Here is a 19,906-nt window from a genome sequence, read left to right on the forward strand (position 1 = left end):
AATAAATGGCCTTACAATGGGTATAGCAACAACAATGCTGTACCCAAATTCTCGGTTTAACTAATCTTCAATGAATCACCATCCATATCGATTCGAATAGTACTTTCAGCCTGAATCTCTCCTGCTAGCAACCGTTGTGCTAGCGGATTTTCAATCTCCATCTGAATTGCTCGTTTAAGCGGTCTTGCTCCGTATACAGGATCAAAACCAGCCTCAGCGATTTTTTCCAGAGCTGCTGGCGACAAATCAAGTTCAAAGCCTTTTTCAAGTAGACGCTGACGTAAAGACTGTAACTGTATCTTAGCGATAGCTTTGATTTGTTCCAAACCAAGTGGATGAAACACCACTACATCATCAATACGGTTTATGAATTCAGGTCTAAATTGTTGCTCAACGATCTGCATTACCATATTTTTCATTTCGGAATACTGACTCTCTTGATGTTTGTCTTGAATTACATCAGAACCAATATTCGAGGTCATGATTATGACCGTATTTTTAAAATCAACAGTTCGACCTTGACCATCGGTTAGACGACCATCATCCAGTACTTGCAATAAAATGTTGAACACATCTGGATGCGCTTTTTCAACTTCATCCAACAATATGACTGAGTAAGGTTTTCTTCTTACCGCTTCGGTCAAGTATCCACCTTCTTCATAACCGACATACCCTGGAGGCGCACCCACTAAACGGGAAACCGAGTGTTTTTCCATAAATTCTGACATATCGATACGCACCATTGCTTGCTCAGTATCAAACATAAAGTTAGCAAGGGCTTTACATAGCTCTGTTTTACCTACACCGGTAGGGCCTAAGAACAAAAATGAACCAATAGGTCGACTGGGATCAGACAATCCGGCGCGAGAACGTCGTATAGCGTTACTCACTGCGTTCACCGCTTCTGTTTGACCAATCACTCGACTTTGCAAGGCTTCTTCCATGCGCAACAGCTTGTCTTTTTCCCCTTCAAGCATTTTGTTGACGGGAATGCCTGTCCAGCGCGATAACACATCCGCGATTTCGTTTTCAGTCACTTTATTTTTTAACAACTGAGTTTCTGTTTGCTCCGCTTCTGACGCATGTTCTAATTTCAATTCAAGTTCAGGTATGCGTCCGTATTGTAACTCTGACATGCGATTAAGATCAGAAGCCCGACGCGCTATTTCCATATCTAATTTAGCTTGCTCAAGTTCAGATTTAATGTGCTGTGTACCTTGCATCGCACTTTTTTCAGCATTCCAAATGGCTTCAAACTCAGAAAATTTGTTTTCTAATTGTTCACGCTCCAATTCAATTAGTTCTAGGCGTTTATGACTGGCATCATCTTTTTCTTTAGATAGCGCCTGCTCTTCTAGCTTTAATTGAATTATTCTACGTTCTAAACGATCCATGTCCTCTGGTTTAGAATCCATCTGCATACGGATACTGGAGGCAGCTTCATCAATCAAATCAATCGCTTTATCTGGTAACTGTCGATCCGAAATATAGCGATGCGATAACGACGCTGCTGCGACAATTGCCGGATCAGTAATATCAACAGAATGGTGCAATTCATAACGTTCTTTGAGCCCACGTAAGATCGCAATGGTGTCCTCAACACTAGGTTGATCGACAATGACTTTTTGGAAACGTCGCTCTAAAGCAGCGTCTTTTTCAATGTATTGACGATACTCATCTAATGTCGTTGCGCCAACGCAGTGTAATTCCCCTCGCGCCAAAGCAGGTTTGAGCATATTACCAGCGTCCATCGCGCCTTCGCCTTTACCCGCGCCGACCATAGTGTGCAACTCGTCGATGAATAAGATCACCCGACCTTCTTCTTTAGACAGTTCATTTAGCACTGCTTTTAAGCGCTCTTCAAATTCACCTCTAAATTTTGCTCCTGCGATAAGTGCGCCCATATCCAGAGATAGCACACGCTTATTTTTCAATCCTTCAGGCACTTCAGAATTAATAATCCGCTGTGCTAAACCTTCTACGATAGCGGTTTTACCCACGCCAGGCTCACCGATTAATACAGGGTTGTTTTTGGTACGTCGTTGTAAAACTTGGATAGTACGGCGTATCTCGTCATCTCTACCTATCACTGGATCCAGTTTGCCCTGCTCTGCTCGTTCAGTAAGATCTGTAGTGTATTTTTCCAACGCTTGACGTACATCTTCGGCATTCGGATCGGTCACTTTTTGACCGCCCCGCATGGTTTCAATGCCTTTCTCGATTTGTGATTGGGTAATGCCTAGCTGACGAAGAATATCGCCTAGTTTGCCTTTATCTTCTAATGCAGCTAACACAAACACTTCAGAACTAATGTATTCGTCTTTACGTTTCTGGGCGATTTTATCGCTCAGGTTCAACAGTACAATGGAGTCTTTGCTCAATTGCACATCGCCGCCAATCCCTTCTACTCTGGGCAATCTATCAATTGCCTCTGCTAGGGATGAGCGTAAACCATTAACGTTAGCTCCTACGCTATCAAACAACGAGCGAATTGAACCACCTTGCTGATTAAGCAAAGCTGTCATTAAATGGACAGGGTCGATATATTGGTGGTCTCGGCCCAATGCAATCGATTGTGCGTCAGAGATTGCCATCTGAAATTTACTGGTAAATCTATCTAATCGCATAAAATTTCCTCAAAATTGATTTACCAACTTAATGGGTACTTTTAGTAACCAATTCAAGGTAAGGAATGATTAATGATTGATCTAGATCAGTAAATTGTCGATATACGCGAGAGAATTGCGATTTTAATTTGGAATAAGACCTAAAGTTGGATTTAGGAAAAAAAAGCTACTGAATTTATAGCAACTCAAATTACAATTACTGTAAATAAATACCGCATACAAATCGACCTGTCTGAGCTTGGCCGTGATGTTGGGCATACCGATGAGAGTAGAAGTCGCCATGATGAACATAAGTACATATACCACTTTCTACAAAACTACCCACACCTATTGAATGACACTTTTCACGGGCTATTTGGGCTAAACTACACAAGTATTTTCCCTTTACCGTATCTTTAACAAATGCTTCAGGATACTGAGCAAATACTTTCCTCAAATCCTCAGATACTTGGAAATGTCGTTGCGAAATATGCGGGCCGATCCAAACCGTCAAAGCACCAGGCTCACAATTCATCGCAGCAATTGTGTTTTCAATAATACCATTGGCTAAACCGCGCCAGCCAGCGTGAATGGACGCCACACAAGTGCCGGCAGTATTCGCCACAAGAATTGGCATACAATCAGCAGTCATCACAGCGCATACACTTTTTCTTTCAGTGGTAAAACTGGCGTCGGCTTTGGCAACTTCTAGAGGTAAAAAATAATCTTTTGTAATACGAATACATCGAATTCCGTGTACTTGCGTTAACCAAGCCACCGAGTCTGCACATGGCAATGCATCTCGATTAAACTGCACATCAGCTGGATTATCGCCAACATGCATTGCCAAATTATTACTCTCGTATGGGGGCTGGCTAACTCCCATTTTACGTGTGGTATAAAAAGCCTTAACACCTTCAGGCAAAGTCCAATGAGGCGTCCGAATTGGGCTTGATAACACAGCTTCAGTCATCGGCAAATCCATGTTCCTTGGTATCTTCTTTGAGAACAGATAGTAGTTCCACCATGTCATCTGGTAAAGGGGCCTGCCAACTCATCCACTCACCTGTAGTAGGATGAGATAGTTCCAATTGAATAGCGTGCAATGCTTGGCGTTTAAATCCTCTTAACATGTTAATCATATCTTCAGAACAGGCTTTAGGTAAACGTGGTCTGCCGCCATATAACACATCTCCAACTAACGGATATCGCAAATGGGACATATGGACGCGAATTTGGTGGGTACGGCCGGTTTCTAATTTTAGTCTTAGGTGCGTATGGGCGCGATATTTCTGTTTAATACGATAATGAGTGACCGCTGGTTTACCGGTTTCACGGACAGCCATACTGGTACGTTTAGTCGGATGTCGCCCAATCGGAGCATCAACAATACCACCAGCGACCATAGTGCCATAGACCACAGCTTCATATTCTCGACTAATTTCGCGAGCTTGAAGTTGTTCAACCAAATGAGTCTGGGCAGGAACTGTTTTAGCAACGACCATAAGGCCTGTTGTATCTTTGTCGAGGCGATGAACAATACCAGCTCTTGGTACACTAGCGACCTCAGGCGCGTGGCTAAGCAGAGCGTTTAAAATGGTGCCGTCCGCATTTCCTGCTCCAGGATGAACAACAAGATCCGTTGGTTTGTTAATCACTAATATATGTTCGTCTTCATACACTATATTTAATTCGATATCTTGCGCCACATGATTTTCTTGCACCTGCAACGTGGCGTCTATGGATACTTGCTCACCACCAAATACTTTTTCTCTTGGTTTATCGCACACAGTCCCATTTAGACTGACACTTCCGGCTAAAATCCATTCTTTTAAGCGAGATCGTGAATAATCAGGGAACAATTCGGCTAAAGCTTGATCTAACCGTTTACCAATTAATGTTTCTGGTACATCTGTAGAGAGTTTTATCGCTTGAGGATCGCTGGGCATGTAAAATTGTGTCCTTAAAGATCTATAAAAATATAATTTCCCGCAACTGGCGATATAATTCACATTATGCGGGTACAAATGCAAACGCCAGATATCACGATTAGGTGATTTATAACAAAACGTGCATCCCATGGATCCCTAGGGTAGAATGCCTCGGATCGATGGATTACTGAAAACAAAGTTTAGCGGATTTTTTAACGCCTGCTAAATCCCTGTATAGAATAAGAGTAACATGACATTTAAAAATTCATTCTACAAACTAATCATTCTGCTTTCTGTTGCCACTATGTATGGCTGTTCTTCTTCACCTGATGATGAAGATATTTTAATTGGGAACAGAAGCGAAAGTGCGCTGTATGATCAAGCAAAAGAAAGTATGTCGCAAGGTAATTTCAACGTTGCGACGGAAATATTAAGTACACTTGATTCTCGTTTCCCTTTTGGACCACATTCACACCAAGTGCAATTAGATCTGATTTACTCTTATTATAAAGTAGGTAAAACAGATGAAGCTATTGCCACTATTGATAGATTTGTGCGACTCAATCCTAATCACTCAGATGTGGATTATGCACTATATATGCGTGGTTTAACTAATTTAGATGCTGATAAAAACCTTTTCCAAGAACTGGTTGGCATTGATCGCTCAGATCGAGACCCGAGCCGTTCACGAGAAGCATTTTCTGATTTTCGCCGTTTAATTAATAAATTTCCCGATAGTAAATACGCTGCTGATGCTAAAAAGCGCATGGTGTTTATTAAAAATCGTTTAGCCAAGTATGAAATCGCCGTTGCACGTTTTTATATGCGCAGAGAAGCTTATGTTGCTGCTGCAAATCGTGGCAGATACGTGCTTGAATACTTCCCTGATTCTAGTGAAATTCAAAATGCATTAGAGATAATGGTTGAATGTTATGACCAACTGGAACTTGAAGAATTAAAAAATAATGCGTTAAAAACCTTGAGACTGAATTATCCAGACAGTCGCTACGTTAGCTAATAGATAAATCTAACGTACTAATTAATTTAAATCATTAAAAAACGCGCTGACAATAATTGCCAGCGCGTTTTTTTATATGGATTGTTAGGATTATACCTAGAAAAACAAGTGACTAAAGGGATTAAGCAAACGTGCGATACCAGATGTGAAGTGCAAGGGCGCATCAACAATGGTAAACACCAAACAGCCTTCACTGGCTTCAGAATATGGCGCGTGAGTATTTTCGCTATTCATCAGAATAAAGTCACCCGTATCATAATGTGAAATACCGTCACTAAACTCACCATCAATCACCAAGGTCAGTTCTGTTCCTCTGTGAGTGTGTTCCGGCACCCGCCCCTGTTTTTGCATAAAAATAAAATTAGCTTTACCTATGGGACCTAAATCAACGGGAGCTTGCCAAAGGTTTCCCAATAGATGTGACCAATTACCGGTCTTTTCAACATAGCGTTTCAAAGCTCTGGGGACAGTAAATTTGCGACCATCTAATTCTATCTGATGGGATTGAGAGATATTGCTCGGCCCCTCAGCAGCGGGTAAACAGGTAATTTCAGCTAACATAGATGCAAAATCAGTGGGTTGTTCAGCCATTCTGTCAATAGGTTGCTCAACAAGTATTTTCGCAGATGCACTTTCTAACTGAGAAATTTGCCTTTTACATTGTGGGCACATGTCAGCATGGGCGGAAATCACCAGCGACAACGCTGGAGCACTTAAGCCTTGAGCAAAATCGCTCAACTGCTGCTGAGTTGGGTGGAAATTAATCATCGTCTTTAATCAACTCTTTCAATCGTTGTAACGCCAACCTTGTACGAGACTTCACAGTCCCCAAAGGAATATCTAGCTGTGAAGCAACCTCTTGTTGAGATTTGCCCTCAATATAAATGGCTTCAATAACCACTTTCTGCTTTTCTGGAAGAGATTCGAACATGGTATTTATTTGTTGCATGGTCATTTGCTGTTCCAGCGAAACCTCGTTGACATCCGCTGTATGCTCGCACAACACTGGCCACAAGTCGTCTGAACAGATGTCTTCCTTGCGGTTTTGTTGTTTGCGCAACATGTCAAATCGTAGATTTCTAGCTATAGTAAAAATCCATGTCGAAGGGGAACCTTTTTCAGCATTGAATAAATGCGCTTTTTGCCAAACATTAGACATAGTGTCTTGCACTAACTCCATCGCCAGCGCTTCGTTTCCTGTTTGTTTCAAGCAATAAGATCTAAGCCTAGGTGCGAAGTAATTAAATACTTCAGCGAACGAACGCTTACAGCGCATTTCAGCCACTGTAACCAAGTGCTCAGACATTTCTTTAGCACATTCTTTAGGTGTGGGTATATTTGCATTTTTCGACTGCAATGGAATTCCGACCAGCATGCGTACTTTCCTGAAATCAAATTATTTCAATTTATACGCATTCAAATAGATAAGGATCACTTTACCAGTTGTGATAAAAATTCCAAGGCTGCTAGACAATCTTTCTGCTGTAAAAAGGTTTGTTTCTGATCTGCATCGACAGGGAGAAGTTCTAACCAGCGATAAACCACCCAAACCGGATCGTCGAATTTGGGGTTAGGGTAAAGCGCTTGAACTTCTGGGTATTTATCGAAAATTTCTTTTAATTTTAAATCTACATCGATATTTCGAGTTTCAACTGCCGAAGATGTCCAGTTTTCTTGCCAGCGGCACTGTCCGATTCTGAGATCGTCCTTTGCCGTCTCAACTGATTCTATACATACACAAGAATGGCCCTTGACAGTGATACCCAGCAAGCCATCTTCCAATAAATCAAAGTCTTCAACTGTGACATAAGTCCCAATTGGATACATATGTTGGTTTGATGTTTTGTCACCCATTGAATTGAGCATACTAATAACGAAGCCAGATTGTTCAGCACAAGCCTCTTTTACCATTCGAATATATCTGGGTTCAAAAATACGTAATGACATTACGCCACCTGGCAATATATGTGCAGACAATGGAAACAATGGAGAAGTAAAGGTTTCAGAAGCCAATTTGCTGTTCCTAATTATTCATCACTAACATCTACGCTAGGCAAAGCAAATTAGATCCAAATAATCTGAAATTTCATCGTTCACCGAAGTTCACCACAAACTAGACTATTTTTAGTCTAAATATGATCCCAATGAAACTGGGTCGAGTAAACCTAACTATGAGCTAACAGAAAGTATTGATCATGAGTGTATTGAAAAAATTCGAAAATTTTTACCGAAACTTGTCGTTGCAATCAATTGCTCACTTGGGCGATGTATATGCTCCCGAAGCAACTTTGATAGACCCGCTTAGCCAACATCAAGGACTTAAATGTATAAAAGATTACTTTGAAAATTTACTTACTAACACATCAAAATGTGACTGTTTGATTCAACATATCACTGAGGTTGAGGGTGATATTTTCGTAACCTGGAAAATGAGAATAGTGCACCCCCAGCTAAATTCGGGGAAAGAATTTGAAGTTGACGGTATTAGTCACTTAAAAAGCGCTAACGATAAGATTGTATTCCACCGAGATTATTACGACTTGGGAGAGATGATTTATGAGCAAGTCCCGCTGCTAAAACATATTATCAGGGCACTTAAACGAAGGTTAGTCTCATGAAAACAATTTTAATCACAGGCGCAACATCTGGCATTGGTAAAGCGCTCACGCTTTTGTGTGCACAAAAAAATTATAAGGTAATTGCTTGCGGACGAAATCAAGACGCGTTAGAAGCGCTGGCGAAATACGACAATATATCGACACTCAAATTCGATATAGCGAATCAACAGCAAGTTGCTGACGGTTTGCAAAACGTGCATCCAGATATCGCGGTGCTAAACGCAGGCGTGTGCGAATATGTCGATATAGATTGCTTTGAAGTGGCATTGTTTAAACGGGTGTTTGACGTCAATTTCATGGGTGTCGTAAATTGCACTGCTTCACTAATCAAAGCGAGCAGTCCACCACAGCAAATAGTGATTGTGGATAGTTTAGCGAGATTGCTGCCCTTCACTCGCAGTCAAGCATATGGTGCCAGTAAAGCAGCCTTACACTACTTCAGTAAGAGTATGCAAGTTGACCTAGCGCCCAAAAACATCCTCATTCAGAGCGCTTCTCCAGGCTTTGTAGAAACACCATTAACGGATAAAAATGATTTCGAAATGCCAATGAAAATTAGCGTCAATGAGGCTGCTGATGCCTTATTAGTGGGAATTGAACAGCGCCATTCAAGCATTTATTTCCCCAAAAAATTAAGTTTTATATTACGTTTTTTAAATCTTTTTCCTGCATGGGCGAAATTTAAAATAAGCAGCAAAATGAAGAATACTCAGGATACTGAATGAAAAAGCGAATCGCGATTATTGGAAGCGGCATTTCTGGCATAACATGTGGCCATTTACTCCATGAAAAGTTCGACATTACCGTGTTCGAAGCCAATAACTACATTGGCGGCCACACCGCCACTGTAGATGTTGATGTAGCCGGAAAAAGTTACGCCATAGACACTGGGTTTATAGTCTACAACGATTGGACTTATCCTAACTTTATTAAGCTACTTGCAAAAATCGGGGTGGCAGGTCAACCCACAGAAATGAGTTTCAGTGTGAAAAACCTGAGTGAAAACTTAGAATACAACGGCAATACAATTAATAGTCTATTCGCCCAACGAAGAAATATTCTTCGTCCTAAATTTCACCGAATTGTCCGCGACATATTGCGCTTCAATAAATTATGTAAACAACTTTTTAGTGAACAAACGCCCGAACAAATTGGCGATATCACTCTGGGCGAGTTTTTAATTCAACATAAATTTAGCGAAGATTTTAATCACAATTATATTTTACCTATGTGCGCTGCGATTTGGTCAGCAACGTTGCAAGATATTAAAGGCTTTCAGCTCGCGTTCTTTTTACAATTTTTCAATAACCATGGGTTATTAAATATCACTGACAGACCACAATGGTACACCATCATTGGTGGCTCCAGAGAATATATAAATCCATTAACAGAAGGTTTCAGGGACAAAATTCTATTGAACAGTCCTATTAGTCAAGTGGAATATGTAGATGGCAAATATCGTATTACATTGGCGGCAGTCGATGGGGATCTAAGTAACAGCAACTTTGAATTCGATGAAGTGATATTTGCCTGTCATAGTGATCAGGCGCTAAAAATGATTAAAAACCCTTCTGTTGCACAACAAGATATTTTATCGGCTATGCCCTACAGTCCCAATGAAGTGGTATTGCACACTGATACCTCTGTATTGCCGAAGCGCAGATTGGCTTGGGCGAGTTGGAATTATTTACTCAAAGGTGGTCCTGACGAGGAACAAGAACCAACATCACTCACTTACAACATGAATATTTTACAACGCCTAGAGTCGGAACATACTTTTTGCGTGACACTGAATAATAGTGAGCATATCGCCCCTGATAAAATTTTAAAACAGTTCGAATACCATCATCCTCAATTTAGTTTGCAAAGCGCCAAGGCACAATCCCGAAGATCTGAGATTTGTGGCGTGGCGGGCATGCATTTTTGCGGTGCTTATTGGTATAACGGTTTTCATGAAGACGGCGTGCGCAGTGCTTTAGATGTGTGTAGTCGATTTGGGGCTGAACTCTAATGGACAGTGCGCTATATATTGGCAACGTTTTTCATGCGCGACACCTTCCGAAAAAGCATGCCTTTAACTATAAAATATTTATGTTTTGGCTCAACTTAGATGAAATAGACGAGCTTTGCGAAAACGTAAAAGGCTTTTCTACCAATCGTTTTTCAGTGGTTAGGTTTAAGCGTTCAGATTTTTTAGGTAATCCACAAGATGATTTAAAGTCATCGGTGATACAACGTATGTCTGAATTAGCGCAAAAGCCACTGTCTGGAAAGGTATTTTTGTTAGGCCAACTGCGTATGTTTGGCTTGTATTTTAGCCCAGTCAATTTTTATTATTTACAACAACCAGATGGCACATTTAGTCATCTACTTGCTGAGGTGAGCAATACACCTTGGAACGAAAGACATCACTATTTGGTTGATTTAGCGGTCCAACAAGACTGTGACAAAGAATTTCATGTTTCTCCATTTAATCCCTTAGATATGCAGTATAAATGGAACGTTAAGCAACCTAGTAAAAGACTCACATTATCACTTAGCTGCTTTAAAGAGCAGAAGCACTTTCAAGCAAATCTCAATCTTGTTCGTGAACCATTGAACTCAAAACACCTTTTACGCGTACTACTAAATATCCCAAGTATGACAATAAAAACCGTTGTCGGTATTTATTGGCAAGCATTGAAATTGTTTGTTAAAGGTGTGCCTTTTTATGGTCATCCTGGCAATAAGGAAAAAAAAGCAGATGTTAAATAGTGAAAACACCCTGACTCAGACTGAAACGTTATCCACCACAGATCGAATTTGCAGAAATATTTTGCTCAAAATTTTCAGTCAGATACCTGAAGGTATGATGACCATAAAAGAACACGGAGTCTTAGTTGACAGGTTTGGCGATGCAAATTCAGATCTTCACGCCGAAATTAACTTTCTCGACTTAAAAGCATACAAAAAATTACTATTTGGAGGTAGCGTCGCTTCGGGTGAAACCTACACGGATAATTTGTGGGAAACGCCAAATTTGACCGATGTGATTCGAATCTTCGCGCGCAATTTGCCTATGCTGGATGCTTGGGAAGCAAAAATGAGATGGATAGCCACTCCACTTCGTCAGATTAGTCATTTAAAAAATAAAAACTCTAAACATCAAGCCAAAAAGAATATCTCAGCACATTATGATTTAGGGAATAGGCTTTATACCCAGTTTTTAGATAACAGTATGATGTATTCCGCGGCTATTTATCCAACCCAAGATATTAGCTTGGAACAAGCCCAACAACTTAAACTCAAAGCGATTTGTGACAAATTGCAACTCAATGAAAATGATCACCTTTTGGAAATCGGTACGGGCTGGGGTGGTTTGGCCATATTTGCAGCTAAACATTACGGTTGCAAAGTCACTACAACAACTATTTCTGATGAACAATTTGATTATGCGCAACAATGGGTAGCTAAGGAAAATCTGACAAGTCGTATCACTTTGTTAAAGCAAGACTACCGAGTGTTAACAGGTCAGTACGATAAACTGGTTTCCATTGAGATGATTGAAGCGGTGGGCAAAGAGTACTTGCCTAATTTCTTTGAAAAGTGTTCTTCACTACTAAAAAAAGATGGTTTGATGCTGCTGCAATCCATCACCATAGATGATCGTCGTTACGAAAGTTACAGTAAAGACGTGGACTTTATTCAAAAACATATATTTCCGGGAGGATTTTTACCTTCTCAATATGAGCTAAACCGGCACTTAAAACTATACAGCGACATGATGATCCGCGATTCACATGATATCGGACTAGATTATGCAAAAACCATCAATCACTGGCATCAGCGCTTCTTAGACAAACGTGAAGTGCTCGCTAAAGAAGGATATGACGAAAGGTTTATGCGAATGTGGCGTTATTATTTTAGTTATTGTGAAGGAGGATTTTTAGAACGCACCATTTCAACAGTGCAGTTAGTGCTAAGTAAGCCGTCTTTCATCGGACAAGTAATCAGATAGCCGATGTTAAAAACTTTGGGATTTTTTTTCATATTGATGGTGAGCAGTAACACAATGAATATAGTAATGGCTAATCCAATAACAGGACTGACGAAAGTCGGTTCTGCCAAACTAGAGGTATTCTTTTTCGATATTTATTTCTCAACTCTTTATAGCAAGAATGGAGAATATGCTGCTGATAACCTGCCATTGGCACTGCAAATAAAATACTTACGTGCAATAAAAAGTGAAGACTTATTGGAGCGCACAGAACAGGAATGGCAAAAACTAGGTTATTCCTCGCAGAATATTCGAAATTGGCTGGATGAGCTTGATTCAATTTGGCCGAATATCAAAAAAAATGACGTACTGACCTTGAAGGTCAATGCGAATGGTCACAGCCAATTCTTTTTTAATGATGATCTCATTGGAGTGATACAAGACCCCAAATTTGGACCGAGTTTTCTGGCCATATGGCTCGACGAAAACTGCAGTTACCCCAAACTTCGTAAACAACTGATTGGAGGTTAACGATGAACTTTATTCAATACACAGCGGTTTGCGCTGCAATGGTCGGTTTATCTGGGTGTTCATCCTCGGTCGATGATTATCAAGGAACCACACCAGAATTTAAACTAAAAGAGTATTTTTCAGGCAATTTAACCGCGTGGGGAATTGTGCAAGATATCAATAACAAAACGACTCGTCGTTTTTGTGTTGACATCATTGGCACTTGGCAAGGTGATAGCGGAAAATTACACGAAACGTTTTACTATGCAGATGGCGAAACGCAAATCAGACAGTGGCAACTTAATATTCAGCAAGACGGCACTGTCACAGGGTCTGCAGGTGATGTAATTGGCCAAGCAAGTGGCGAAGCTAATGGTATGAGTTTCAATTGGCACTATACACTCAGAGTGCCTGTAGATGATTCAGAGTTTGATCTGAAAGTAGATGATTGGATGTACATGTTGGATGAAAAGCGCATGATGAATCGTTCGTATATGAGTAAATTAGGTATCGGAGTGGCAGAAATTTCCATCTTCTTTGATAAAACTGAGCCGCTTAGGAAATGCCAATAACCTAGGGAGTTAGGTTAGCATCACCCTTAAGGCTCGATAACCGAAATGGGTTTTGAATACATAGGTTTACCTTGGTTAATAGCAATTTCTACGCGGCGATTACGACCTCTGTCTCCAGCGTTTTCATTGGTCGACAATGGCGCGGTATCCGCCTTCCCTACCACCAACATGCGTTGCTCATCAAAACCGTCAGCTTTTCTAATTTCTTCTGCTACAGCAACCGCCCTTTGTGCGGATAAATCCCAGTTAGAGCGATATAACTCATTGGATATTTGCTGACTGTCACTGTGGCCAGAAATCTCTATCTCACCTGGAACATCTGCAAGTAATTCACCAATCGTCTTCAAAATGGGACGAAATTGGGGTTGTAGAAAGGCAGATCCCGCGGAAAACGATCCATTCTCACGGATCCTTATGATAATTTGCTGGCCTAAAGATTCCATTTCAATAGAACCATCTAATATTTGTTTTTGTAATTGTTGAGCGACTTTTTTCATCAACTCGTTAGTTTGTTCTTGACTAGATTGTTGTTGAGCAGAAGACGACGACTGGTCAGTAGCGGTTTGTTGTGCTGCCCCACCTCGTTGTTCACCCCGTTGTTTTTGCCGTCCGCCAGCAGAATCTTCATCGCCGGCTTGGAATTCCAACATTTCTTGGGTCATATCAACAGTTTGCTGCTGGATATTTTCGATGGGTGTGGGATCTGGTCTGCCAGGTCGAAATTCCATGGCAATAACACTGGTACCTTTAGGAATATCTTTGACTTCAATTTTATTCTGCACACCAAAAGCGAATTTCATTGAACCGGCAATTTGCTTAAATTTAAGCACATCCATTTCAGAAAAGGCCAGCAACAGCACAAAGAAACACATCAGCAGAGACATTAAGTCCGCAAAAGTCCCCATCCACGCAGGGAGTCCTTCAGGAGGACATTTTGGGCATTCTTGCTCTGCCATTGACTATTCTTCCTCTGTCGCCGCACCGCGCTTATTCGCAGCAAGATAACTTTTCAATATTCCTTCGATAACTCTTGGATTTTGTCCGTCTGCGATACCTATTATGCCGTCTAACACCAGGCTTTGATTAAGTTTTTCTTCGTTCGCACGGTTTAGCAATTTAACTGACATCGGCAAACAAATAACATTCGCAAAAAAAGCGCCATATAGGGTGGTTAATAGTGCCACTGCCATTGCGGGTCCAATTGCTTTTGGATCATCCATGTTAGAAAGCATAGCAACCAAGCCAATTAAAGTACCGATCATGCCCATTGCAGGAGCAACGTCTCCCATACCTTTGTAAATTGTGGCACCAAACTCGTGACGTTCAGTGGTCATCGCAATGTCTTTAGCAAGGGTATCTCTGACCACATCGACATCGTGGCCATCTACCAACATATCGACGCCTTTTTGCATGAATGCATTTTCTATTTCAGCTTCTTCAAGGGCCAAAAAGCCACCTTTTCTAGCTGCATCAGCCATTTCTACAATTTTCTGAATTAGGTCGTCAGGCGATTCAATCTTAAACATGAATGCTTTTCCGCCGATTTTACCCGCACCGAAAAACTGCCCAAGTGTGTACTGAGATAGCACCACAAACAATGTACCACCAAATACAATAAGGATAGATGGCACGTTCATAAACATACTAATGTCGCCCCCCATAACCATGGCCATGACGACGAAACCGATTGCACCAAGCATACCTATAAGGGTCGCTAAATCCACATTGTCCTCCCAAGGATTCGATAAGCTAATCGAAAAAAGACCCGAATACCTTACTCTTTTTAAGGTATTTACCCGGATAAGTCACTGAATTATTCCATTTTATCGACTGTTGAAGCCGATTCTAAAGGAGTTATATCCAAGTTATAGGAAAACATAGCATATACAATTACAGTTTGGCACAAATGAACTACTAAAATTATCAAGTTTATTGCCCGCTATGTACCTAGGTGGAGTAAAATCCATTGACCAAAAATGGTGCCTCAGGTATCGTTCCCAACTTTTAAAATATTCGCTATTAAGGACACTGTACCAGATGAGTAAAGACAACGAACTAAGTGACAATTCGTTTGAAGACACAATGCAGGAATTAGAGCAACTGGTTGCAGAAATGGAACAGGGAGATATTCCTTTAGAACAAGCATTAGCGAAGTTTGAAAGGGGCATATCACTTGCTCGAAATAGCCAAAAAATGCTCAAAGCGGCTGAACAAAGAGTGCAGATTTTGATGCAACAAGATCAAGAAGATGTGCTTCAGGAGCTAGACCAACAACGGATAGATGAGTGACCGCTTTAGTTCAAAACCAAAAGCGCTTTCACCTGCGCATTGACAATTTACTCAATCAATATTTTGTCGAGCATTCGTCCCCTGCGACACGCTTAACACAAGCGATGCAATACGCATTACTCAATGGCGGAAAACGAACACGACCATTTTTGGTTTATGCTACTGGTGAAATGCTGGGTGTTTCTATAGATAAATTGGATGTGCCAGCCTTTGCAGTTGAATGTATTCATGCCTATTCGCTGATCCATGATGACTTACCTGCGATGGATGATGATGAACTGAGGCGGGGTAAGCCGACCTGTCACATTGCGTTTGATGAAGCAACTGCTATTTTGGCCGGTGACGCATTGCAAACTCTCGCCTTTGATGTACTTAGCTCAGCAGATTCTGCGATAAACAATCCAATTAAACAGTTGAAGCTGGTTAAATTGCTCTCTCAAGCTTCTGGAATTCACGGTATGTGTGCTGGGCAAGCCCTTGATTTAGCAGCCACCAATAAACCGATTTCCCAATCAGAGTTACAACAACTGCATAATCTCAAGACAGGTGCATTGTTTAAAGTATCGGTTTCCATGGCCACAATTTTGGCCGAAGATCTTGCTCCAGAAGTGAGTCAACTGCTTGATCAATATAGTGAAGCTTTAGGCCTAGCTTTTCAGGTTCAAGACGATATTTTAGATATAATAGGTGACTCCAAGGTGATTGGTAAACCGCAAGGTTCTGATCAAGCTCAGAACAAATCCACCTACCCTTCGTTGTTGGGATTAGAAGGTGCAAAAACATATTTGCAGCAACTTCATCAACAAGCACTTCACGCATTAGACGCTTTGCCATACAATACAACGTTATTGCGCGAATTTTCCGATTTTGTTGTTAATCGACGTTTTTAGACTCGCAAGCCACAAACATAAATAATACTAGGCAAAACATGACACTTGATTTAGCTCACTATCCTATCTTGGCAAAGGCCAATACGCCTGAAGATTTGCGTAAACTTCCACAAGAACAATTAAGACAGTGTGCAGATGAATTGCGTCAATACCTTTTGTCGTGCGTCAGTAAAAGTAGTGGGCATTTCGCTTCTGGACTAGGCACTGTTGAGCTAACGGTCGCACTTCATTATGTTTATAACACACCTTTTGATCGTCTCATCTGGGATGTGGGTCATCAGGCTTATCCCCATAAAATTCTGACAGGTCGTCGAGAACTAATGACGACCATTCGTCAAAAAGATGGCCTACATCCGTTTCCTTGGCCGTTAGAAAGCGAATACGATACCTTTGCTGTAGGTCACTCTTCAACGTCAATAAGCGCAGCCCTGGGCATGGCTGTGGCTGCTGAAAAAGAAGGTAAAGATCGTAAGGTAGTCGCGGTAATTGGTGATGGCGCTATGACCGCAGGTATGGCGTTTGAAGCTCTAAACCATGGCGGAGACATCGATAAAGATGTGTTGGTTATTCTGAACGATAACGAAATGTCGATTTCAGAAAATGTTGGCGCACTCAATAGTCATTTAGCGCGCCTGTTAACGGGAAACTTCTTCAATTCGATTCGCGATGGCGGCAAAAAATTATTAAGCAATGTACCGCCTATAAAAGAATTTGCCAGTCGAGCAGAAGAACATATAAAAGGTATGGTGGTTCCAGGCACCATATTTGAAGAGCTTGGATTTAATTATATCGGTCCTATCGACGGCCACGATGTGAAAGGGGTTGTTGAAACCTTACGTAACATGCGAAATATTAAAGGCCCACAAATTCTTCATGTGGTAACCAAAAAAGGCAAAGGATTTGAGTTAGCGGAAAAAGATCCGATTAAATTTCATGCAGTGCCTAAGTTCAATCCTGCAGACAATGGCTTACCAAAATCAGCTCCCAGTGGTCCTACTTTTTCAAACGTATTTGGCGAATGGTTATGTGATATGGCCGCTTTGGACTCAAAATTGATGGCCATCACTCCGGCAATGCGTGAAGGCTCGGGTATGGTCAAATTCTCTCAAGAATTTCCAGAACAGTACTTTGATGTGGCCATTGCCGAACAACATTCAGTGACCTTCGCTGCAGGTTTAGCCAAAGAAGGGCTCAATCCAGTTGTAGCAATTTATTCAACATTCTTACAGCGAGCTTATGATCAGTTAATTCATGACGTAGCATTGCAAAACCTTCCGGTGCTTTTTGCCGTAGACCGCGCTGGTTTGGTCGGTGCCGATGGTCCAACCCATCAAGGCGCCTTTGATATCCCCTTTATGCGCTGTATTCCGAACTTAATTATTATGGCCCCTTCTGACGAGAACGAGTGCCGTCAAATGCTGTACACCGGCCACAAACTAAATCAACCCGCGGCGGTACGTTATCCGCGAGGTACTGGGGTTGGTGCTAAAATTGAAAAAACCATGAGCGAAATTAAAATTGGTCAATCGCGGACGCTCAGACATGGTAATAAAGTAGCTATTTTGAATTTCGGTACCTTGCTGCCCTATGCTATTGAAGCGGCGGAAGAATTAGGAGCGACTATGGTAGATATGCGCTTTGTAAAACCTTTGGATAGCAACATAATCGATTCATTAGCCAAGGATTTTGAGCTATTTGTAAGCCTTGAAGATGGCGCAATTACGGGTGGTGCAGGCAGTGCAGTGGCAGAATATTTACTCAGTCAAAAGTACACGAGCAAGTTACTGCAAATAGGCTTACCTGATGAGTTCATCATGCAAGGAACGCAACAAGAAATGTATAAAGAGTTGCAGTTAGACGGTGCTGGTATTGTTGCCAAAGTAAGAGAATTTTTAGACTAATCACTGACTTTTAACTGGCTATTTAATTAGCCAGTTATTTGATATTGCTAGGGTCTTATAAGCTAAGTGACAGTGGCGGCAAAGATTCAGATAAATTTATAGAAGCTGGAAATAGTGGAAGAACAAGACGTTAAAAGTAACGAGCTATAGAACCCCGAAGTGCAGTAACAAATGTAGACTAGCAAAAGCAGCGATTCCCGCCAACACATCGTCGGCCATAATACCAAAACCACCGTGAACATGTTTATCTAAGTAGCTTATTGGCCATGGTTTGAGAATATCGAAAACGCGGAACAATACAAACCCCACCAGCATAGTCTGCCAGCTCAAAGGCACCGCAATCATAGTAATCATCATGCCTGCCACTTCATCCCAAACGATAGATGAATCATCGTGTACACCCATATCATCGGCAGTTTTGCCGCAAATCCAGATACCGGCAACACTGGCTATCAGACATAGAAATAGATAAACATTCAAGGAGACGGTTTCTAGCAGCAAGCAAACAAGTGGTACAGCGGCAAGGGTACCAAATGTTCCAGGCATTTTAGAGGCAAGGCCTGACCCTGCTCCTAAAGCCAAAAAATGTGCTGGGTTACTCAGCGTAACTCGGCTTCGTTGTTCAGCGTTCAAACGCTAAAGTGCTCAAAACATGCACCCTGTTGCTCATAAGGCTCATCATCAAAAACCAATTCAAGCTTTCGTTTTACGCCGGTAAGTTGACCAATGCAAGTTGCATTAATATTTGCGTTAGCCAAAGCAGTTTCTAAATTGCCCTTTTGTTCTTCATTAACAGTAAACAAAAGCTCATAGTCATCACCTGAACTGAGTGCATATTGGATTGCTTGCTCTAAATCGACCGTTTCTTTGAGGGCCACTGATAAGGGAAGATTTTTCACGTGGATTTTAGCACCACATTCAGATGCATTAAGAATATGTTGCAGGTCTTGCACTAGGCCGTCAGATATATCAATACAAGAGCTTGCCGTGCGTCGTAACGCCGTTCCAGCCAGCAATCTTGGTGCAGGATAATTTAGTCGGTTTAATAAGTAATTAGCAGCAAGTTCAGAACTATCGAGTTTGCCCAATTTAATATCTAGTCCGGCTCCTGCATCACCTATGGTGCCAGTAACATATACTAAGTCGCCAGGTTTAGCAGTGCTGCGCATTAACGCATGTTCATTCGGAACAAATCCTTGAGCTGTAATGGTAATTGCCAATGGACCTTGTACAGTATCACCGCCAATTAATTGTATTGAGTAGTATTTAGATACTTCAAATAGGGATTGTGAAAAAGCCTCTAACCAAGCTTCGTCTATATTAGGGAGAGATAGCGACAAACTAAACCAAGCTGGTTCCGCCCCCATAGCCGCCAGATCACTTAAATTAACCGCCAATGCTTTATGCGCAATCGCTTCAGGTGGCGTATCCACGGGAAAGTGCACGCCACTAATTAATGTATCAGTGGTGATGGCAAGGTTAAGGCCTTCAGGCACACGAGTGATTGCACAATCATCCCCAATGCCCTGAATTACGTCTTTACGCGACTCTCGCTCTTGTTTAAAAAAGCGATCAATAATATCAAATTCTTTCAC

21 protein-coding genes are annotated in these 19,906 nt (G+C 41.4%); 11 read left to right on the top strand and 10 right to left on the bottom strand.

Annotated features, from left to right (window positions below; all coding sequences use genetic code 11):
• Positions 1 to 56: 56 nt before the first annotated feature.
• From clpB to rluD, 3 genes are all read right to left on the bottom strand, one after another.
• On the bottom strand, positions 57 to 2,627 hold the full coding sequence (gene clpB / locus Q4567_RS04240; protein ID WP_303499494.1) for an ATP-dependent chaperone ClpB: 2,571 nt from the start codon (positions 2,625 to 2,627) through the stop codon (positions 57 to 59).
• 196 nt (positions 2,628 to 2,823) lie between these two features.
• Positions 2,824 to 3,579 (bottom strand): peptidoglycan editing factor PgeF, encoded by a 756-nt coding sequence (gene pgeF / locus Q4567_RS04245; protein ID WP_303499496.1) that lies wholly within the window; start codon positions 3,577 to 3,579, stop codon positions 2,824 to 2,826.
• Complete coding sequence (gene rluD, locus Q4567_RS04250) at positions 3,572 to 4,555, bottom strand: 23S rRNA pseudouridine(1911/1915/1917) synthase RluD (RefSeq protein ID WP_216050059.1); 984 nt, start codon at positions 4,553 to 4,555, stop codon at positions 3,572 to 3,574. Before rluD ends, pgeF begins: the two co-directional genes overlap by 8 nt.
• A 232-nt stretch (positions 4,556 to 4,787) precedes the next feature.
• Between rluD and Q4567_RS04255 the strand changes: the two genes are divergently transcribed.
• The gene (locus Q4567_RS04255) at positions 4,788 to 5,555 is read left to right on the top strand and encodes an outer membrane protein assembly factor BamD (RefSeq protein ID WP_216050058.1); all 768 of its coding nucleotides are present in this window, start codon (positions 4,788 to 4,790) and stop codon (positions 5,553 to 5,555) included.
• Positions 5,556 to 5,651: 96 nt separating this feature from the next.
• On the opposite strand, the gene Q4567_RS04260 is transcribed toward Q4567_RS04255, so the two are convergent.
• From Q4567_RS04260 to Q4567_RS04270, 3 genes are read right to left on the bottom strand one after another with little or no spacing between them, the layout of a single operon-like run.
• Entirely contained in the window at positions 5,652 to 6,323 is a 672-nt protein-coding gene (locus Q4567_RS04260) for a ChrR family anti-sigma-E factor (RefSeq protein WP_216050057.1), read from the bottom strand.
• Positions 6,316 to 6,930 carry a sigma-70 family RNA polymerase sigma factor gene (locus Q4567_RS04265; protein ID WP_216050056.1) on the bottom strand — a complete coding sequence of 205 codons (615 nt, stop codon included), beginning with the start codon at positions 6,928 to 6,930 and terminating at the stop codon, positions 6,316 to 6,318. The genes Q4567_RS04260 and Q4567_RS04265 overlap by 8 nt, the downstream gene beginning before the upstream one ends.
• Positions 6,931 to 6,986: 56 nt before the next feature.
• Positions 6,987 to 7,568 (bottom strand): LON peptidase substrate-binding domain-containing protein, encoded by a 582-nt coding sequence (locus tag Q4567_RS04270; protein WP_216050055.1) that lies wholly within the window; start codon positions 7,566 to 7,568, stop codon positions 6,987 to 6,989.
• A 182-nt stretch (positions 7,569 to 7,750) separates the two neighbouring features.
• Here Q4567_RS04270 and Q4567_RS04275 point away from each other — a divergent pair, with 182 nt between their 5' ends.
• From Q4567_RS04275 to Q4567_RS04305, 7 genes are read left to right on the top strand one after another with little or no spacing between them, the layout of a single operon-like run.
• The gene (locus Q4567_RS04275) at positions 7,751 to 8,173 is read left to right on the top strand and encodes a nuclear transport factor 2 family protein (RefSeq protein WP_216050054.1); all 423 of its coding nucleotides are present in this window, start codon (positions 7,751 to 7,753) and stop codon (positions 8,171 to 8,173) included.
• The gene (locus Q4567_RS04280) at positions 8,170 to 8,898 is read left to right on the top strand and encodes an SDR family NAD(P)-dependent oxidoreductase (RefSeq protein WP_303499499.1); all 729 of its coding nucleotides are present in this window, start codon (positions 8,170 to 8,172) and stop codon (positions 8,896 to 8,898) included. The genes Q4567_RS04275 and Q4567_RS04280 overlap by 4 nt, the downstream gene beginning before the upstream one ends.
• The gene (locus Q4567_RS04285) at positions 8,895 to 10,184 is read left to right on the top strand and encodes an NAD(P)/FAD-dependent oxidoreductase (protein WP_216050052.1); all 1,290 of its coding nucleotides are present in this window, start codon (positions 8,895 to 8,897) and stop codon (positions 10,182 to 10,184) included. Before Q4567_RS04280 ends, Q4567_RS04285 begins: the two co-directional genes overlap by 4 nt.
• Positions 10,184 to 10,927, top strand: a complete 744-nt coding sequence (locus tag Q4567_RS04290) for a DUF1365 domain-containing protein (RefSeq protein WP_216050051.1) — start codon at positions 10,184 to 10,186, stop codon at positions 10,925 to 10,927. The genes Q4567_RS04285 and Q4567_RS04290 overlap by 1 nt, the downstream gene beginning before the upstream one ends.
• Positions 10,917 to 12,170: a cyclopropane-fatty-acyl-phospholipid synthase family protein gene (locus Q4567_RS04295; RefSeq protein ID WP_216050050.1), complete on the top strand. Its 1,254-nt coding sequence runs from the start codon at positions 10,917 to 10,919 to the stop codon at positions 12,168 to 12,170. The genes Q4567_RS04290 and Q4567_RS04295 overlap by 11 nt, the downstream gene beginning before the upstream one ends.
• A 54-nt stretch (positions 12,171 to 12,224) precedes the next feature.
• Positions 12,225 to 12,680, top strand: coding sequence for a chalcone isomerase family protein (locus Q4567_RS04300; RefSeq protein WP_252729369.1), 456 nt, complete (start codon positions 12,225 to 12,227; stop codon positions 12,678 to 12,680).
• Between the two features lie 2 nt (positions 12,681 to 12,682).
• Positions 12,683 to 13,231 carry a DUF3833 domain-containing protein gene (locus tag Q4567_RS04305; RefSeq protein ID WP_303499503.1) on the top strand — a complete coding sequence of 183 codons (549 nt, stop codon included), beginning with the start codon at positions 12,683 to 12,685 and terminating at the stop codon, positions 13,229 to 13,231.
• 26 nt (positions 13,232 to 13,257) lie between these two features.
• Here Q4567_RS04305 and Q4567_RS04310 read toward each other — a convergent pair whose 3' ends face one another.
• Together Q4567_RS04310 and pomA are read right to left on the bottom strand one after the other, a co-directional pair.
• Positions 13,258 to 14,187 carry a flagellar motor protein MotB gene (locus Q4567_RS04310; RefSeq protein ID WP_216050048.1) on the bottom strand — a complete coding sequence of 310 codons (930 nt, stop codon included), beginning with the start codon at positions 14,185 to 14,187 and terminating at the stop codon, positions 13,258 to 13,260.
• A 3-nt stretch (positions 14,188 to 14,190) separates the two neighbouring features.
• Positions 14,191 to 14,955, bottom strand: a complete 765-nt coding sequence (pomA, locus tag Q4567_RS04315) for a flagellar motor protein PomA (protein ID WP_216050047.1) — start codon at positions 14,953 to 14,955, stop codon at positions 14,191 to 14,193.
• Between the two features lie 313 nt (positions 14,956 to 15,268).
• Here pomA and Q4567_RS04320 point away from each other — a divergent pair, with 313 nt between their 5' ends.
• Genes Q4567_RS04320 through dxs form a run of 3 tightly spaced genes read left to right on the top strand, consistent with a single transcriptional unit; the run spans position 15,269 to position 18,311 of the window.
• Complete coding sequence (locus tag Q4567_RS04320; RefSeq protein ID WP_216050046.1) at positions 15,269 to 15,520, top strand: exodeoxyribonuclease VII small subunit; 252 nt, start codon at positions 15,269 to 15,271, stop codon at positions 15,518 to 15,520.
• Positions 15,517 to 16,410 carry a (2E,6E)-farnesyl diphosphate synthase gene (ispA, locus tag Q4567_RS04325; RefSeq protein ID WP_216050045.1) on the top strand — a complete coding sequence of 298 codons (894 nt, stop codon included), beginning with the start codon at positions 15,517 to 15,519 and terminating at the stop codon, positions 16,408 to 16,410. Before Q4567_RS04320 ends, ispA begins: the two co-directional genes overlap by 4 nt.
• A 38-nt stretch (positions 16,411 to 16,448) precedes the next feature.
• Positions 16,449 to 18,311, top strand: a complete 1,863-nt coding sequence (dxs, locus tag Q4567_RS04330) for a 1-deoxy-D-xylulose-5-phosphate synthase (protein WP_303499505.1) — start codon at positions 16,449 to 16,451, stop codon at positions 18,309 to 18,311.
• 144 nt (positions 18,312 to 18,455) lie between these two features.
• Here dxs and Q4567_RS04335 read toward each other — a convergent pair whose 3' ends face one another.
• Both Q4567_RS04335 and thiL read right to left on the bottom strand, forming a co-directional pair.
• Positions 18,456 to 18,944: a phosphatidylglycerophosphatase A gene (locus Q4567_RS04335; protein ID WP_303499506.1), complete on the bottom strand. Its 489-nt coding sequence runs from the start codon at positions 18,942 to 18,944 to the stop codon at positions 18,456 to 18,458.
• Positions 18,941 to 19,906 (bottom strand): thiamine-phosphate kinase, encoded by a 966-nt coding sequence (gene thiL, locus Q4567_RS04340; protein WP_216050042.1) that lies wholly within the window; start codon positions 19,904 to 19,906, stop codon positions 18,941 to 18,943. The genes Q4567_RS04335 and thiL overlap by 4 nt, the downstream gene beginning before the upstream one ends.

The organism is Aliiglaciecola sp. 2_MG-2023 (assembly GCF_030548145.1).
In the GTDB taxonomy this organism is placed as follows: Bacteria; Pseudomonadota; Gammaproteobacteria; order Enterobacterales; family Alteromonadaceae; genus Aliiglaciecola; species Aliiglaciecola lipolytica_A.